Source organism: Methylocystis sp. MJC1 (assembly GCF_026427715.1).
Lineage (GTDB): Bacteria > Pseudomonadota > Alphaproteobacteria > Rhizobiales > Beijerinckiaceae > Methylocystis.
Map to the genome: position 1 here is coordinate 3193849 of NZ_CP107558.1, position 16343 is coordinate 3210191.

Consider the following 16343-nt stretch of genomic DNA (forward strand, 5'->3'; position numbering starts at 1 on the left):
AGACATTTGCTTGTTAGCAATCGCCGCGCTGCACAAACCGATTCAAATTAAAGTTGGTTTTGAGTTAATCTCTCATTCGGTCGCATGGCCCGCGCCGACATGCGCAGGACCCTGCGTCAAAACCACCGCTTTCACGCGGGCTGACAGCGCCGCCAAATCCTCTTCGCCGAAAGTTTCCGTTTCGAGCAGGCGCTCCGCCGACTCCCGATGCACGGATGCGCAAGCACTCAGGACGTCGGTCGCCCGTTCGAAAGCCTCTTCGACAAGGCGGCCGATCGCTTCGTCGATCCTTGCGCTGGTTTCGTCGCTCATGTCCGATTGCTGCGGACCGAGACCCTGCAGGTCGAGGTAACGCGGTCGTTCGACGACGAATGACGCGCGCCCGATCTCTTCTTCCATGCCGTAGCGCGTGACCATGGCGCGCGCCATCTCCGTTGCGCGTTGCAGATCGTCGGCGGCGCCGGTGGTCGCCTCTTGGAAAACGAGCATTTCCGCCGCTCTGCCGCCGAGCAGAACGGTCATGCGGTGGAGGAGCTCCGTGCGGGTCATCAGATAGCGGTCTTCTGTTGGCATTTGCATCGTATAACCGAGTGCGCCGAGGCCGCGGGGGATGATCGACACTTTCTTGATTGGATCGACGTCCGGCAGCGCCATAGCGACAATTGCATGGCCCATCTCGTGATAGGCCACGATACGGCGCTCTCGCGGATTGAGGATTCGCTTACGCTTCTCGGGGCCGGCCAGAACGCGCTCGATCGCAGCGGTGAAATCGGCGGCCGAAACCGACTCGGCCTTACGCCGCGTCGCCAGCATTGCCGCCTCGTTCACCAGATTGGCGATGTCGGCGCCCGTGAACCCAGGGGTCATCGCCGCGATTTGTCCGGCGTCCACATCGCTGGCCAATTTAATTTTCGCCAAATGGACCTGAAGAATGGCGACGCGGCCATTCTTGTCGGGCCGGTCGACCGAAATCTGACGGTCGAAGCGCCCGGCGCGCAAAAGCGCCGGGTCGAGCACCTCCGGCCGATTTGTCGCGGCGAGCAGCACGACGCCAATCGTCGGATCGAAGCCGTCGAGCTCGCTCAAAAGCTGGTTGAGCGTTTGCTCTTTCTCGTCATGGCCGCCGCTCAGGCCGGAAATTCCTCTGGCGCGGCCGAGCGCATCCAGTTCGTCGATGAAAATAATGCAGGGCGCCGTCGCGCGCGCCTGTGCAAAGAGATCGCGAACGCGCGCGGCGCCGACGCCGACGAACATTTCGACGAACTCCGAGCCGTTGATGGAGAAGAAAGGAACGGCTGCCTCACCGGCCACTGCACGGGCAAGCAGGGTCTTGCCGGTTCCTGGCGGGCCGACGAGCAGGATGCCCTTGGGAACATGCGCGCCGAGCCGGCCATAGGTCGCCGGGTCTTTGAGAAAGGCCACGATCTCCTGAAGCTCTTCCTTGGCTTCATCCACCCCGGCGACGTCGCGAAAGCCAATCTTGATATCCTTTTCGATGAATATCTTCGCCTTGCTCTGGCCGACGGACATGATCGAGCCGAGCCCCTGGCCTAGACGTCGTGAAAAGTAGCTCCAGATCAGGAAGAAGATCGTCGCCGGCAGAATCCAGGAAAGAATCATCGAAATCCATGTGTGCTCCACGGCGCCGGTGTATTTCACCTTCGCGGCTTCCAGCTCCTGGGCGAAATTCGGATCGACGCGGACGGCGATGACGTCCTTGCGCCCGTCGGCCATCGGCTTTTTCAGCGTGGCGCGCACAGCCTTGTCGCCGACCTCGACCTCCGCGATCTTTCCTTCGCGCAGCATGTCGTAGAATTCGCTGTAAGCGACGACGTCTGTGCGGGTGTATGTCTCCAGAAGCTGCTGCAGAACGAGGATCGCCGTGAGCGCAAAAAGGAAATAGCCGATATCGAAATGTGCTCTGGGTTTGTCGTTGGATTGAGCCATGATGAAATCACTTCCCCACGAAGCGCCACCGGGTGGCGGCCAGTTTGGCGGTCATTCCCCCTTGCAGGGAAGCTTATCGAGCATAGTCATTTTGCCGCATCCATCCGAGGGAGACGTCTCCCCGCCCCGCTACAGGCCATCGCAAGGTAACGTCGCTCTTAACGAAAGCCACGTTTTTCGTCATAATGCCTCTCGCGCGTATATTCGTCGCTGGGATGCAAAAACTCGGGTCACGTCCCAGGTTCTCAAGTATGCTCAGCGCCGCGTTTCGCAACGCAAGGGCGCATGGGGTCGGTTCGTCTGGCGGCAGGCTGAAAGGTTTTCTCTTGGGGGAAAGCGGACCAATTGCGCAGCTTGAACCGATCCATGATCGCCGCCCGGTCGGGAAAGTCGCGGCGGTTCGCGGCGCCATTGTCGAGATTTCCTTTCCGGCCCCGGCCCTGCCGGCGATTAACGAAGCCGTGCTCATCGAGCGCGGCGACGGCGAAGACATTCTTGCGGAAGTGCAAGCCCATGTCGACGAGGGCCATGTGCGGGCGATCGCCCTGCGCTCGACCATCGGCTTGCAGCGCGGACGCAAGGTGGTCGCGACCGGCCGCCCGGTCGAAGCCCCCGTCGGCGAGGCGGTGCTCGGACGTTTGATCGACGTCACGGGCGGGGTCGCGGACGACGGGCCGCCGCTTCCGGCGGACGCGCCGCGCCGGCCCATTCATCGGGCGCCGCCGGCGCTCGCCCGACAAAGCCGAGGAACGCAAATTTTTTCAACGGGCGTCAAGGCGATCGACCTGCTGACGCCGCTCGCCCATGGCGGCAAGGCGGCGATGTTCGGCGGCGCCGGGGTCGGCAAGACCGTACTGGTCATGGAGCTGATCAACGCCATGATCGCCCGCTACCAGGGCATCTCTGTGTTCGCCGGCGTCGGCGAGCGGTCGCGCGAGGGCCATGAGATGCTGCTCGACATGCGGCGCTATGGCGTTCTCGACCGCAGCGTCCTCGTCTATGGCCAGATGAACGAGCCTCCGGGCGCAAGATGGCGCGCGCCGCTGACGGCGCTGACCATCGCCGAGTTCTTTCGCGACGAGCGGCGGCAAAACGTGCTCCTGCTGATGGACAATGTGTTTCGCTTCGTGCAGGCGGGCGCGGAAGTTTCCGGGCTTCTCGGGCGCATGCCTTCGCGCGTCGGCTATCAGCCGACGCTCGCGAGCGAGGTCGCCAATCTGCAGGAGCGCATCGCTTCGGTCGGGGACGTGGCCGTCACGGCGATCGAGGCCGTCTATGTGCCCGCCGACGATTTCACGGACCCCGCGGTCACGGCGATCGCGTCGCATGTCGACAGCATGGTCATGCTGTCGCGCCAGATGGCGGCAGAAGGCATGTATCCAGCCATCGACCCCATCCTGTCTTCGTCTGTCCTGCTCGACCCGCTTGTGGTCGGCGACGAGCATGCGCGCGTCGCCACCGATACGCGGCGGGTCATCGAGCACTATCGCGAGCTTCAGGACGTCATCGCCTTGCTGGGCGTCGACGAGCTGAGCGTCGAAGACCGCAGGCTCGTCGGGCGCGCGCGCAGACTGCAACGCTTCCTCACCCAGCCTTTCGTGGTGACGGAAAATTTCACGGGCATGCCGGGGCGGTCGGTGGCGGTCGCGGAGACGATCGCGGGCTGCGACGCCATTCTCAGCGGCACATGCGACGACTGGCCGGAAAGCGCCTTCTACATGATCGGCTCGCTCGATGAAGCGCGCGAAAGAGCGCATTCGACGAACGGTCGGGCCGAGGCGCCCGCCAGCTCGAATGATGGAGCGTCATCGTGAGCCGGTCGCTTCAGCTTGTCATTTCCACGCCGACCCAGTTGCTCGTCGACGCATCGGGCGTCACGTCGCTGCGCGGCGAAGACGCCAGCGGGGGCTTCGGGATATTGCCGGGACACGCGGATTTCGTAACGACGCTTTCCCCTTGCGTGCTGCGCTGGCGAGAGAATGAAATGGAACGTTATTGCGCCGTGCGCGGCGGCGTGATGAGCGTCAAGGATGGTCTGCAGGTGCGCGTCGCCTGCCGGCGCGGCGTGCTCGGAGACGAATTGCAGAAGCTGGAAGCGGAAGTGCGCGCCGATGCGGCCGCGCGGGCCAGCATCGAGAGCCACGCCCGCGTCGACCAGATGCGGCTGCACGCTTACGCCGTCCGGCAGCTCATCCGTTATTTGCGGCCGGCTGGCTTGTCGGAGTCGATCCTGAGCGACGGCCAAGGAGATGACGAATGAACGAGCCAAGCCCTTCGCGCTCGACAGAAAGGCTGGCGGAGGCCGCGCGCAAGGCCGCGACGCGCGAGCGGGAGCTTCACGACAACCCCGAGCCCTCCTTCGGGAGGCGCCTTGGACAGATGGGCGTCCTCGGCTGGACAATCGTCACGCCTGCCCTGCTCGGGCTCTTCGCCGGCCGTTGGCTGGACAAAACGATGCACTCCGGCGTCTTCTTCTCGGCCCCGCTTGTCATGCTGGGCGCCGCGCTTGGACTATGGCTTGCCTGGAAATGGATGTCCCGCCAATGACTCTATCGATGCACCTCCCGGTCATTTCATTGACGCTCCAGCTATGCATCGGGGCCGTGGTTGGCGCGGCCGTGGGCTATGGCTATTTCTCCGCCCTGTGGTGGAATGTTCTGCTGATGGACCGCGGCGCCACTGCGGGCGCGCTGTTTCTGTTCGCAGCGAGGCTTGGGCTGCTGGCGCTGACTCTTTTCGGCCTTGTTCAAATCGGCGCCCTCGCGCTCCTTGCTGGCGCGGCGGGGCTCCTTGCGGCGCGACGCCTCTTGATAAAGCGCATCGGAGACGGGCCATGATCGGCTCGCCGCTCGAAACCGAGATCGCTTTTCATCTCGGCCCTATTCCCATCGCAACGCCGGTTGTCACCACCTGGGCGCTGATGGCCTTCCTCGTTGCGGCAAGCGCGCTGGCGACGCGGCGTCTCACTCTGCGGCCTGGAAACATTCAAGCCTTCCTCGAATTGATCGTCGATACGCTCGATTCCCAAGTGCGCGACACGATGCGGGTCGCGCCCGATCCCTATCGCGCTTTGTTCGGAACGATCTTTCTTTTCATTCTTCTCGCCAATTGGTCTGCGCTCATTCCCGGCGTCGAGCCGCCCACTGCGCGTCTGGAGACAGATGCGGCGCTCGCGCTCGTGGTTTTCGCCGCGACAATCTACCACGGTCTCAGAACGCAAGGTCTTTGGGGCTATCTGAAGACTTTTGCGGAGCCGAGCCTCTTCATGGTTCCTCTCAATCTCGTCGAGCAGATCACGCGCAGCTTTTCGCTGATCGTGCGCCTCTTCGGCAATGTCATGAGCGGCGTCTTCGTCATCGGCATTGTTCTGTCGCTCGCCGGCCTCCTCGTGCCCATTCCCTTGATGGCGCTCGACCTGCTGACGGGAGCGGTGCAGGCTTATATTTTTGCAACGCTCGCAATGGTATTTACAGCGGCGGCCATCGCCCCCGAGACGGACGCTGCGCAGGGCTCTGACGGAGCGCAACATGGATCAAATTGAAAATATAAGCGTTCTGGCCGCCGCGATCGCGGTCTCCTTCGGCGCGATCGGCCCCGCCTTGGCAGAAGGCAAGGCCGTCGCCGCGGCCATGGAAGCCATTGCGCGGCAGCCCGAGGCCGCAGGCGTTTTGTCACGCACGCTTTTCGTTGGCCTCGCCATGATCGAGACCATGGCGATCTACTGCCTAGTCGTCGCGTTGCTGCTTCTCTTCGCCAATCCTTTTGTGAAATAGGCGCGTCGAAACATGCGCATCGATTGGTGGACGCTTTCGCTGCAGACCATCAATGCGTTGGTGCTGATTTGGCTATTGGCCTATTTCCTCTTCAAGCCGATTGCCAATGTCATCGCCGAGCGCAAAGCGACGGCCGCGCGGCTTCTCGATGAAGCCGAACAGGCGAAATCCGCCGCCGAGGCGGCGCGCGATGAAGAAAAAGCCGCCCTTGCCGATCTCGCCGAGCGTCGTTCCGCCGCTTTGGCGGCGGCCGAGAAGGAGACGGAAGCCAGAAAGGAAGCCTTGCTTGCGGCCGCGCGCGTCGACGCCGATCATCTGCGCGCGGACGCTCGAGCCGAGGCGGCGCGCGACGCCGCGTTTTCGCGCAAGGCGCAAATGAAACACGCCGGTGCGCTGGCCATCGACATTGCGAAGCGCGCCCTTGAGCGTCTTCCGCCATCGAGCCTCGTCTCCGGTTTTATCGAGGGTTTGGCGCGGACCGCAACTCAGTTGCCGCCGGAAGCAAAGCTCGATTTTGAGGAGGGAGACGCCCGGCTCAAGGCGCCACGGGCTTTGACCCCTCAGGAGGAAGCCGACTGCCGCCGCGCTTTGGAGACGGCGTTCGGTCGGCCGATCGACTTCTCCGTCGAGAGCGACCCCTCGCTCATCGCCGGGTTGGAGCTCGAAAACCGCCATACGTCGGTCCGCAACAGCCTGAGCGCCGACCTCGCCCGCATTGCGGCGTCGCTGGACAGTGACGATGCAAAATGAGCCCGCGCCGATAATCGACCCTTGGGTCGCCTGGCTCGAGGAGCGGCGCAACCGTCTGGCGGGAATCGCGCTCGAGCCAAGCATCGCGCAGATCGGCCGCGTCGAAAGCTTCGCCGATGGCGTGGCCTTCGTCTCAGGCCTGCCTCAGGCGCGGCTGAATGAACTGCTGCGCTTCGAAAATGGAAGCCTCGGATTCGCCACCACGCTCGACGTGGACCGCGTCGGCGTGGTGTTGCTCGACGAGGCCGAGAGCGTGGAAGCGGGCACGAAAGTCGCGGGCCTCGGCGAGACGGCGAGTGCCCCGGTCGGTCCTGGTCTTCTTGGCCGGGTCATCGACCCGCTTGGACGACCGCTCGACAACGCCGGCCCGATCCTCGCAGAGAGCTATCACCCCGTAGAGCGCAACGCCCCCGCGATTTACGATCGCGATCTTGTCACAGAGCCCGTCGAGACCGGCCTGCTTGTCATCGACTCGATGTTTCCGATCGGCCGCGGCCAACGCGAGCTCATCCTCGGCGATCGCGCGACCGGCAAGACGGCGATCGCCATCGACGCCATCCTCAATCAGAAACATTCCGATGTAATTTGCATTTATGTGGCCATCGGACAAAGGGCGACGGCTGTCGAGCGCGCCATCGACTCTGTGCGGGCCCGCGGCGCGATCGAGCGCACGATATTCGTCGTGGCCGCCGCCTCCAGCGCGCCCGGCCTCCAATGGATCGCGCCCTTCGCCGGCATCACCATGGCGGAGTATTTTCGCGATCGTGGCAGCCATGCGCTCGTCATCATAGACGACCTGACCAAACATGCCGCCACCCATCGCGAGCTGGCCCTGCTCACGCGCGAGCCGCCAGGACGCGAAGCCTATCCTGGCGATATTTTTTACCTCCATGCGCGCCTCCTCGAACGCGCCGCCAAGCTCTCAAAGGCCAAGGGCGGCGGCTCGCTGACCGCGCTCCCCATCGCCGAGACGGAGGCCGGCAATCTTTCGGCCTATATCCCAACCAATCTCATATCCATCACCGACGGTCAGATCGTTCTCGACTCGCGCCTCTTCGCGGCAAATCAGCGCCCTGCCGTCGATGTCGGCTTGAGCGTCAGCCGCGTGGGCGGCAAGGCGCAGCCGCCGGCGCTCAAGCAGGCTTCGGCGCGGCTGCGGCTGCAATATTCCCAATTTCTCGAATTGGAGCTGTTCAGCCGGTTTGGCGGCGTTTCAACCGGCCTCGTTCGCAACGAGATCATACGCGGGCAAAAGATCCGCGCTTTGCTGACGCAACCAAGATTCGAGCTGCTGCGGCAAGCCGATCAGGTCGCCCTCCTCGTGGCGCTCGAAGCCGGCGTTCTGGATCCTTTGACGCCGGCGGCGATCTGGCAATTTCGCGAGCATCTTCCTGAGCGTCTCGACAGGGACGCGCCCGAGACGGTCGCCGCTTGCCGATCAGGCGCGGCGCTCGCCGACGAGACTCGCGCCGCGCTGCTTCTCGTCGCGCGAGCCCTCGCGGCGGAAACGGGCGCAGCCAGTACCGAGGCGCCGGCATGAGCAGCGACCAGCTGGCCGATATCGGCAAGCGCATCGCCGCCACGCGTCAGCTGGAAACAGTTTTTACCGCCATGCGCGGACTCGCCGCGGCGCGCAGCCGCGAGGCGCAGAAGAGTCTCGATGGCGTGCGTTCCTATGCGCATGCCGTGGGCGAGGCGATTCAGACTGCGTTGGTATGTGCGCCCAATGAGCCAGTGACGCCTCCTGCCGCACCGAAGCACATCGTCCTGGCTTTCTGCTCCGAACAGGGATTTGTCGGCGCTTTCGATGAACGCGTGCTGCGCGCCGCGACGCGCGCGGGATCACCAGCGTCATTCTATGTCGTGGGGCAGAAGGGAAAGGCGAGCGCGATCGAGCATGGCGTGACGGTCGCATGGTCGACGCCGATGGCCGCTCACGCCGTCGATGCGCCGGCGGTCGCCGAACGCATTGCTGACGCGCTCTATGAGGAGGTCGCCTCAGGCGAGAGGACGCATGTGACGCTCGTGCATATGGCGCCCTCGGTTGTTTCCGGGCTGGACATCGTGACGCGCCCGCTCATCCCGCTCGATCTCGCCCGCTTCCCGGCGGCGAGCAATCGCGCGCCGCCCATATTCAATCTGTCGCCGCCGCTGCTCTTATCCGAGCTTGCGGAAGAATATGTCTTTGCGGAACTCTGCGAGGCGACGCTCCTTTCTTTCGCATCGGAGAATTTCGCGCGCATGCAGGCGATGAGCTCGGCGCGCAGCAATGTACGTAAGACGCTCGATGAGCTTACGGCCCGCCACCGGCAATTGCGGCAAGAACAAATCACCGAAGAGTTGATGGAGCTTTCGCGCTCCTCGGGAGTCTAATGGCCGCTCCCTGTCATTCCCGACGCTCGCGAAGCGAGTGATGGGGGATCCAGAGCAAAGACACGGTGTTTTGGCTCTGGATTCCCGGTCGGGCTTTCAGCCCGCCGGGAATGACAAGGCCCAATCCCGCGGGGCGCTCAGGCGCCCTCCGACCCGCCCGTAAGCGATGCGCGGCTGTATCCGCGCAGGAACAATTTTCTGAGCGCAGGGGCGACGATGAGGATCAGCACCGGACCAAAAAACATGCCGCCAACGACAACGGTCGCCAGCGGCCTTTGAACCTGCGAGCCAATTCCATGCGAGACGGCCGCGGGAAAGAGGCCGACGCCGGCGGAAAGGGCAGTCATCAGCATGGGCCGCATGCGCTGCTCGGCCCCGTAAAAGACCGCCTCGCTGAACTCCATTCCCTGGATCGTCAGCTCGCGGATGTAAGTAATGTTGAGAATGCCGTCCATAACGGCGACGCCGAACAAAGAGATAAAGCCGATCGCCGCCGAGACGCTGAAATTCAGGCCCGAGACATAGAGCGCAATGACGCCCCCGCCCATCGCGAAGGGAATGCCGCCAAAGGCGAGCAGGCTCTCGCGGAATGAATTGAATAGGGCATAGAGAAGAAGAAAGACCAAAGCGAGCGTCACTGGGACAACGACAAGGAGACGCTTTTTCGCCTCCTGGAGATTGTCGAATTCGCCGGCCCAGAGAATTTGATAGCCCATCGGGAGCTTTATTGCCTTGGCGACGCGCGCCTGCGCATCAGCCACCGTGCTCCCGAGATCGCGGCCGCGGATACTAAATTTGATCGGAACGTAACGTTGGCCGCGCTCCCGATAGATGAAGGACGCGCCGGTATCGAGGCTAATGGCCGCGACCTCCTTCAAGGGCACATAGGCATTGGGACCGTTCGGATTGGCGTAAGCCACCTTGACGTTGGTGATCGCGTCGATCGAGTTCCGATATTGCGGCGCGAGCCGCACGAGCACCGGGAATTGCCGATCGCCTTCGAGAACCGATGTGGCAACCGCTCCCGCGACTGCGGATTGGATGACCGTATTCACGTCGCCGGCCGTGAGCCCATAACGCGCCGATTTGGCGCGATCGACGACGATGTTGAGGTTAGGTTGGCCAAGCAGATGAAACACCGCGAGGTCCTCGACGCCGGGAACCTCGGCGACCACTTTCATGGTCTGCTCGGCCAGCGCTTCCAGCACATTCAGATCGGGCCCGACGATCTTGATCGAATTGGCGCCTTTGACGCCCGAAAGCGCCTCCTGAATGTTATCCTGAATATATTGTGAGAAATTGAAACCGACGCCCGGAAGCGCGTCCTCGAACTCCTTTTCGAGAGTCTCGGTGAGCTTTTCCTTGGTGAGCCCAGACGGCCACTCGTCGAAGGGTTTGAGCGGCGCGAAGAGCTCGACATTGGAGAAAGGCGAGGCGTCCGAGCCATTGTCCGGCCGACCATGCTGCGAGACGACCGTCACGACCTCGGGATGCCGCAACAGAATCTCGCGCATCTTGCCGGTCGCGGATTCGCCTGCGGCGAGCGAGGTCGTCGGCGGCAGCGAAGCCCTGATCCACAGATTCCCCTCCTCGAGCGTCGGCAGGAACTCGCTCCCCAGCCGCATGGCGATCAACGCCGCGAGGAAGAGAAAGACGCCGCCGCCCGCGAGCGCGGTTTTGGGATGGGTAAGCGAGAAACGCAATGCTGGCGTATAGGCGGAGCGCAGCCAACGCACCATCAGCGTCTCGACCTCCTCGACATGGTCGGGCAGGACGATGGAGGCGAGCACCGGCGTCACCGTGAAGGTCGCGAGCAAGGCGCCGATGAGCGCATAAGCATAGGTGCGCGCCATCGGGCCGAATATCTGCCCTTCGACGCCGGTCATGGTGAAGAGCGGCAGGAAGGCGATGATGGTGATCGTCGCTGTGAAGAAAACCGCCTTATCGACTTGCAGCGCGCTGACGAAAATCAGCCTGAGCCGGTCGGTCCACAACTGGGCGATGCCGCTTGTCTCGGTTGGAGAGGTGGCATTGGGCCCCCAGAAACCTTCGGCCAGAAGCTGCAGCAGCTCCGCGCGCTTGGCCCGCGACGCCTGAAAGTTGCGGAAGACATTTTCAACGAGGATGACCGCCGAGTCGACGATAATGCCGAAATCCACGGCGCCGACGGAGAGCAGATTGGCGTCCTCTCCTTGCACGACCAGAACGATGATCGCAAAAAAGAGGGCGAAAGGAATGTTGACGGCTACGATAAGCGCGCTGCGCAGATCGCCGAGGAAGATCCACTGGATGAGAAACACCAGGATCATGCCGAAATAGAGATTGTGCAGGACGGTATGGGTCGTGACGTCGACCAGCGCGCCGCGATCGTAATAGGGATCGATGCGCACGCCCGGCGGCAGAGTTCCGTCGGCGTTGATCTTCTCGATCTCCTCCTTCACCTTGGGCAGCATGTCATGCGTATGCTGCGTGCGCCCCATCAAGACGATCGCCGCGGTGATGTCGTCCTCATAATCGCGTCCCGCCACGCCCAGCCGGGGGACAAAGCCCACCGAAACCTCTGCCACGTCCCGAACTCGGACCGGCACGCCATTCGTTTGAGACAGGACGATATTCTCGATGTCTTCCGTACGGTAGCCGGCTGTCAGGTCCTGCGCCCCGCCATCGTCGATCAGCCCAATGCCTCTGATATTGATGGACTGCTGGCCGATCTGTATCTCGCGCCCGCCGACATTGACGTTCGAATTGCCGATCGCCGTGACGACTTGAGGTATGGTGACGTTGAACGCCTCGAGCTTGCGGAGATCGACGTCGACGTCGAATTGCTTGGTCGTGCCGCCCCATGAGGTGACCTGCACAATTCCGGGAATTGTCAGCAGGCGCCGGGCAATGACCCAGTCCTGGATCGTGCGGATATTGGTCAGGCCGAAATTCGGCGGCGCCTTGATCTGATAGCGGTAAATCTCGCCGGTCAGGCTCGATTGCTGAATTTGGGGGGTGATATTGTTGGGCAGATTGACGTTCTGCTGAAGGTTGACCGCGACCTGCGTCTTCGCGGCGTAGTAGTCGACGCCGTATCGAAACGTCACGCGCACGAAAGTGAGGCCATAGAAGGACGTCGAACGGATGTTGACGACGCCCGGCGTCGAATAGAGGCCGATCTCGATCGGGATCGTAAAATATTTTTCCATCTCCTCGGCCGAGAGGCCGGGCGACTGCGCTGAAATCTCGATGATCACGGGCGCCGGATTGGGATAGGCCTCGATGTTCAGCTTCGAGAAGGCGACAAGACCGGCGATGGCGAAAGTGATCACGCCGATGACGATGATGGCGCGGCGCGTGAGACCGAACTCGAGAACGGACTTCAGCAAGCGTGATCTCCGTATGCTTTAATCCGGCTTGCCGAGCGCCGCCTGATTGCTGAGAAAAACCGCCCCGTCGCCAACGATCAATTCCTCCGCCGCCAGTCCGGAAAGGATTTGAACGAAGCCGTCGCGCCGCTGGCCGATCATCACTGTCCGCCGGGTGAAGCGGCGCCGGTCGGTCGTCACCCAGCAGGTCATCGTCCCGTCGCCCTCCCGCACGATCGCGCTCGCCGGCGCGGCGGTCGATGAAACGGGATCACCGGTGCGAATCGTAAAATCCGCGAACATGCCGGCGCGCAGCAAATGATGCGGATCGGCGATTTCGATGCGCACGAACTGACGGCGCGTCGCCGGATCGACCGACGGGCCAAGCACGGTGATTTTGCCATCGAAGAAACGGCCGGGATAGGCGGCGACGCTCGCCTTGACCTCCTGCCCCACGCGCAGCGCGGGCGCGTCGCTTTCGACCACATTGGCGACCATCCACATGGTCGAGGTGTCGGCGACGACATAGGGCGCCGGCGCGACCCCAGGCTGGACGAATTGCCCGGGGACAGCGGCGCGCGCCGTGACATAGCCCGAGAGCGGGCTTTTCACCACGAGCCGCGGGTCCGCCAGACGCTCTGCGACGATCTTGTCCACTTCCTCCGACGTCTTGCCGAACATGCGCACGGCGTCGCGGGCGGCCTTTAGCGCGCCTTCGGCCGTCTGCTGATCGGAGACCGCCTGGTCGAGCTGCTGCTGTGAAAACCCGCCGATTTTCACCAGGGACCTGGTGCGATTTAGCGTCCGGCTCTGGAGAAGCTGGGTTCCAGCTGCGGCGATGAGATTAGACTCCGCCGTGAGCAGGTCGGGGCTGTCGATCGTGAAGAGGACCTGATCTTTCTCGACCGCGTCCCCGACATTGAACGACACGCTGATGACGCGGCCTTGATAGGGCGGGAACACCGACACCAGCCGATTCTGGTTGAAGTCGACGCTGCCGACAGCCTGTTTTTCCTGCGGGAACGGCCGCGTAGTGGCCTGCTCGATCTTCAGCGCGGCGATCTGGCTATCGCTCAGCTCCAGCGTGACTGCGCCCGACGGCGCCGGCTTCTTGCGATTAGTCTGCAGCCCCGGTTCGGTGGGCGGCGGCGATGTATATAAAAATGCAACGGCGACAGCGAGGCCGACAGCCGCGAGCGCCGCCACGAGACGGCGCCTTTGCTCGAAGAAGCGGGAAAAGCGAAAGGGCGGCATGCAGGTTCGGCAGCTATCACGACTGGGGCAAGCAGGATAGTCGATCTGCGACGGCCAAGCGAAAGACCGCCGAGATTTATCCACCGACAAGGGAAGCGAGAAACAGTTCAGACAAAGGACGGAAAAAGAATGATCTAAATCAATTACTCCCTGCGTGGGCTTGGCAGGCTGACGTAGCCATTGGTCTAAGGTAGTTTGAACGCTACATTAGTGTGTGTCCGGACGCCGAAGCCATGAAAGTCGTCACCGCCATCATCAAGCCGTTCAAATTGAATGACGTGCACAACGCGCTTTACGCTCTGGGCATTTCGGGAATGACCATCTCCGAGGCGAAGGGCCATGGCGACGCAAAGGGGCACTCCCAGATCCTCGGCGCGGTGGAATATGTCGGCCATTTCGTGCCCAAGCTGCGCATCGAGGTAATCGTCACGGACAGTCTGGCGCCCTCCGTCGTCAGGGCGATCATGGAGGGCGCGCGCACCGGCCTGCGCGGCGACGGCAAAATTTACGTCACAAATTTGGATGAGGTCTACAAGGTCCGCACCGGCGAGACGGGAGCAGACGCGCTCTGACCCAGAGGCGCCTGCAATCGTTTTGCGCGCCCAACGACGATCGACCGACCGCCTTCGCTCTGCTGGAACCGGGATGCAAGGCGCGCGGTTCTCAAGAAACGGCGGTCAGACCTCTTCACACCCCCACATGACCGCGTCTGGAGGAGACGATGGGAGCGCCTTCGCCGCGTTGCGACGTCGAGCTTGCCCTCGACGCGCATGCTCAAACGGGTGAGAGCCCGACATGGAGCACTCGTGAGCAGGCGCTTTACTGGATCGATGTCGAGGAACCGGCGCTGCATCGATTCGACCCGAAAACCGGCAGCGACGAAAGCTGGGAAACGCCCAGCCAAATCGGCGCTTTCGCCCTGTGTCGAAGCGGGGCGGTCGTCGTTGCGCTTCGGACAGGGCTTGCGCGATTGCGCCTGGATGAGGGCGATTATGCGCCGCTCTGCCAACCGCCCTACAATCCACTGCACCATCGCTTCAACGACGGCAAATGCGACGCCTTTGGAAGGTTCTGGGTGGGAACCATGCATGATCCCTTGCAAAGCTCCGGCCACAAGGACGAGCCGCCCGCGAGCCGGCTGCATGTCTTCACCTTCGGCGCCGGTCTCAATGAGAAGGATGCAAGCGCCATTATCGCCAATGGCCTGGCCTGGAGCCCAGACTCGCGCACGATGTATTTCGCCGACACTCGAGCCGCGACGATTTGGGCGTTCGATTTCGATCTGCAGGACGCTGGACTTTCATCAAAACGCGTTTTTGCGCAGTTCTCCGAGGGAAGACCGGACGGCGCCACCGTCGACAGCGAAGGTTTTTATTGGAGTGCGATGTATGGCTCCGGGTGCGTCATTCGCCTCTCGCCCGATGGAGAATTAGATCGGAAAATCGAGCTGCCCGTCAGTCAGCCGACGATGTGCGCCTTTGGCGACGCGGATTATGCAACACTTTACATCACCACGGCCGCTCATGGAATTTCGAGGGAGCGCGAGCCTCATGCCGGCGCGATTTTCCGCTGTCGGCCGGGCGTAACAGGTCTTTCCAATTCGCTTTTTGCTGACGGCTGAGCATCATGCGGCTGCCCTTGCGCCAACGAAACGAACGGATGCTGGTCGAGACGGGCGCGACGGGCGCCAGGCTCGATCCGACCCCGGCGACAAGCAATGGAACGCCGACGCGCCGCCTTTACACAGGCAGCAAGCTGGAGCGCGCCCGCACCATCGCCGATCTGCGCGCCATGGCGCATTGTCGCCTCCCGGCTTTCGCCGCCGAATATCTCGAGGGCGGGGCTGAAGACGAGGCGACGCTCGCGCGCAACTTCGCAGCGCTCGCAAGCTATCGTCTCCTGCCCCGCGCATTGGTCGACGTCTCGCATCGCGATCAAAGCGTCTCGCTGTTCGGGCGCTCGGCGCCGCTTCCTTTCGCCATCGCGCCGACGGGATTGAACGCCCTCTTCTGGCGAAAAGCGGATGTGCTTTTGGCCCGAGCCGCTGCGCAGGCGCGCATTCCCTTCGTGCAGAGCACCATGTCCAACGATCCGATGGAAGAGGTCGCAGCGATTCCGGGCCTGAGACATTGGTGGCAGCTCTATGTCTTCGGCGAGCGGGCGATCCGCGAAGCGCTGATCCGACGCGCCGACGAAGCCGGCTGTGAAGCCCTCGTCGTGACGATAGACGCACAATTCTACGGTGACCGCGAATGGGAGCAAAGGCGCTTCACCCATCCCGGCAAATTGACGATAGGCTCCATACTCGAATCGGCCCTGCATCTCCACTGGATCGCAACAACGCTGACGGGCGGGATGCCGAGCTTTGCAAATGCGGTCGACTATGTTCCGAAAGAGCGGCGAGGTTTCTACGAGAGCGCCTTCTGGATCAGGGCGAATATGGACCAGTCGCTCGATTGGGAGGAGATGGCGCGACTACGCCGATTATGGCCGCGCAAATTTCTCATAAAGGGACTGCTGAACATCAACGACGTCGAGCGCGCCGCGCGGATCGAGGCCGACGGCGTCATCCTCTCGAACCATGGCGGCCGCCAGCTCGACTGGACCCTTTCGGGGCTCGACACGCTTCCCGAAGCGAGGCGACGTTTCGGCGGCCTGACGCTGATCGTCGACGGCGGCGTTCGGCGCGGGACAGACGTGTTGAAGGCGCTCGCGCTCGGGGCTGACGCCGTGCTTGTCGGCCGCGCGACGCTTTACGGTCTTTCGGCGGCGGGGGAGAAGGGCGTCGAAAGGGCGATCGATATTCTGCGAGAGGAAATCGACCGCGACCTCGGCCTGCTCGGCGCGCAGTCGATCAAAGAACTCGGGCCGGATTTTCTTGCGCGTTAGCTTGATT

Annotated in this window: 15 protein-coding genes; 12 read left to right on the forward strand and 3 right to left on the reverse strand. The window is 62.7% G+C overall.

Annotated elements, in window-relative coordinates:
- Positions 1–72 precede the first annotated feature (72 nt).
- Positions 73–1947: an ATP-dependent zinc metalloprotease FtsH gene (gene ftsH, locus OGR47_RS15340; RefSeq protein ID WP_165054476.1), complete on the reverse strand. Its 1875-nt coding sequence runs from the start codon at positions 1945–1947 to the stop codon at positions 73–75.
- A 251-nt stretch (positions 1948–2198) separates the two neighbouring features.
- On the opposite strand from ftsH, the gene atpD reads away from it, so the two are divergent.
- From atpD to OGR47_RS15385, 9 genes are read left to right on the forward strand one after another with little or no spacing between them, the layout of a single operon-like run.
- A complete protein-coding gene (gene atpD, locus OGR47_RS15345; RefSeq protein WP_165054473.1) occupies positions 2199–3761 on the forward strand; it encodes a F0F1 ATP synthase subunit beta in 1563 nt (520 codons plus the stop codon).
- Positions 3758–4207 (forward strand): F0F1 ATP synthase subunit epsilon, encoded by a 450-nt coding sequence (locus OGR47_RS15350; protein ID WP_165054470.1) that lies wholly within the window; start codon positions 3758–3760, stop codon positions 4205–4207. The genes atpD and OGR47_RS15350 overlap by 4 nt, the downstream gene beginning before the upstream one ends.
- Positions 4204–4494 (forward strand): AtpZ/AtpI family protein, encoded by a 291-nt coding sequence (locus OGR47_RS15355; protein ID WP_165054467.1) that lies wholly within the window; start codon positions 4204–4206, stop codon positions 4492–4494. Before OGR47_RS15350 ends, OGR47_RS15355 begins: the two co-directional genes overlap by 4 nt.
- Complete coding sequence (locus OGR47_RS15360; RefSeq protein ID WP_246729774.1) at positions 4491–4784, forward strand: ATP synthase subunit I; 294 nt, start codon at positions 4491–4493, stop codon at positions 4782–4784. The genes OGR47_RS15355 and OGR47_RS15360 overlap by 4 nt, the downstream gene beginning before the upstream one ends.
- The gene (locus OGR47_RS15365) at positions 4781–5488 is read left to right on the forward strand and encodes a F0F1 ATP synthase subunit A (protein WP_165054464.1); all 708 of its coding nucleotides are present in this window, start codon (positions 4781–4783) and stop codon (positions 5486–5488) included. The genes OGR47_RS15360 and OGR47_RS15365 overlap by 4 nt, the downstream gene beginning before the upstream one ends.
- Positions 5475–5720, forward strand: coding sequence for a F0F1 ATP synthase subunit C (locus OGR47_RS15370; RefSeq protein WP_165054461.1), 246 nt, complete (start codon positions 5475–5477; stop codon positions 5718–5720). The genes OGR47_RS15365 and OGR47_RS15370 overlap by 14 nt, the downstream gene beginning before the upstream one ends.
- 12 nt (positions 5721–5732) lie before the next feature.
- Positions 5733–6470: a F0F1 ATP synthase subunit B gene (locus OGR47_RS15375; RefSeq protein ID WP_165054458.1), complete on the forward strand. Its 738-nt coding sequence runs from the start codon at positions 5733–5735 to the stop codon at positions 6468–6470.
- Positions 6460–8010, forward strand: coding sequence for a F0F1 ATP synthase subunit alpha (locus tag OGR47_RS15380; RefSeq protein WP_165054455.1), 1551 nt, complete (start codon positions 6460–6462; stop codon positions 8008–8010). The genes OGR47_RS15375 and OGR47_RS15380 overlap by 11 nt, the downstream gene beginning before the upstream one ends.
- Positions 8007–8843 carry a F0F1 ATP synthase subunit gamma gene (locus OGR47_RS15385; protein WP_165054452.1) on the forward strand — a complete coding sequence of 279 codons (837 nt, stop codon included), beginning with the start codon at positions 8007–8009 and terminating at the stop codon, positions 8841–8843. Before OGR47_RS15380 ends, OGR47_RS15385 begins: the two co-directional genes overlap by 4 nt.
- Before the next feature lie 137 nt (positions 8844–8980).
- On the opposite strand, the gene OGR47_RS15390 is transcribed toward OGR47_RS15385, so the two are convergent.
- Together OGR47_RS15390 and OGR47_RS15395 are read right to left on the reverse strand one after the other, a co-directional pair.
- Entirely contained in the window at positions 8981–12211 is a 3231-nt protein-coding gene (locus OGR47_RS15390; protein ID WP_371824443.1) for an efflux RND transporter permease subunit, read from the reverse strand.
- A 21-nt stretch (positions 12212–12232) separates the two neighbouring features.
- The gene (locus OGR47_RS15395; RefSeq protein ID WP_165054446.1) at positions 12233–13447 is read right to left on the reverse strand and encodes an efflux RND transporter periplasmic adaptor subunit; all 1215 of its coding nucleotides are present in this window, start codon (positions 13445–13447) and stop codon (positions 12233–12235) included.
- Between the two features lie 233 nt (positions 13448–13680).
- Here OGR47_RS15395 and OGR47_RS15400 point away from each other — a divergent pair, with 233 nt between their 5' ends.
- From OGR47_RS15400 to OGR47_RS15410, 3 genes are all read left to right on the forward strand, one after another.
- Positions 13681–14019: a P-II family nitrogen regulator gene (locus OGR47_RS15400; RefSeq protein ID WP_165054443.1), complete on the forward strand. Its 339-nt coding sequence runs from the start codon at positions 13681–13683 to the stop codon at positions 14017–14019.
- 149 nt (positions 14020–14168) lie between these two features.
- Positions 14169–15068: an SMP-30/gluconolactonase/LRE family protein gene (locus OGR47_RS15405; RefSeq protein ID WP_165054440.1), complete on the forward strand. Its 900-nt coding sequence runs from the start codon at positions 14169–14171 to the stop codon at positions 15066–15068.
- A 38-nt stretch (positions 15069–15106) separates the two neighbouring features.
- A complete protein-coding gene (locus OGR47_RS15410) occupies positions 15107–16336 on the forward strand; it encodes an alpha-hydroxy acid oxidase (RefSeq protein ID WP_246729773.1) in 1230 nt (409 codons plus the stop codon).
- Positions 16337–16343 lie beyond the last annotated feature (7 nt).

Coding starts and splice junctions, on each gene's coding strand:
- OGR47_RS15400 (WP_165054443.1), top strand. CDS start 13,681: ATGAAAGTCGTCACCGCCATCATCAAGCCGTTCAAATTGAATGACGTG.
- OGR47_RS15370 (WP_165054461.1), top strand. CDS start 5,475: ATGGATCAAATTGAAAATATAAGCGTTCTGGCCGCCGCGATCGCGGTC.
- OGR47_RS15405 (WP_165054440.1), top strand. CDS start 14,169: ATGGGAGCGCCTTCGCCGCGTTGCGACGTCGAGCTTGCCCTCGACGCG.
- OGR47_RS15375 (WP_165054458.1), top strand. CDS start 5,733: ATGCGCATCGATTGGTGGACGCTTTCGCTGCAGACCATCAATGCGTTG.
- atpD (WP_165054473.1), top strand. CDS start 2,199: ATGCTCAGCGCCGCGTTTCGCAACGCAAGGGCGCATGGGGTCGGTTCG.
- ftsH (WP_165054476.1), bottom strand. CDS start 1,947: ATGGCTCAATCCAACGACAAACCCAGAGCACATTTCGATATCGGCTAT.
- OGR47_RS15380 (WP_165054455.1), top strand. CDS start 6,460: ATGCAAAATGAGCCCGCGCCGATAATCGACCCTTGGGTCGCCTGGCTC.
- OGR47_RS15360 (WP_246729774.1), top strand. CDS start 4,491: ATGACTCTATCGATGCACCTCCCGGTCATTTCATTGACGCTCCAGCTA.
- OGR47_RS15385 (WP_165054452.1), top strand. CDS start 8,007: ATGAGCAGCGACCAGCTGGCCGATATCGGCAAGCGCATCGCCGCCACG.
- OGR47_RS15365 (WP_165054464.1), top strand. CDS start 4,781: ATGATCGGCTCGCCGCTCGAAACCGAGATCGCTTTTCATCTCGGCCCT.
- OGR47_RS15410 (WP_246729773.1), top strand. CDS start 15,107: ATGCTGGTCGAGACGGGCGCGACGGGCGCCAGGCTCGATCCGACCCCG.
- OGR47_RS15355 (WP_165054467.1), top strand. CDS start 4,204: ATGAACGAGCCAAGCCCTTCGCGCTCGACAGAAAGGCTGGCGGAGGCC.
- OGR47_RS15395 (WP_165054446.1), bottom strand. CDS start 13,447: ATGCCGCCCTTTCGCTTTTCCCGCTTCTTCGAGCAAAGGCGCCGTCTC.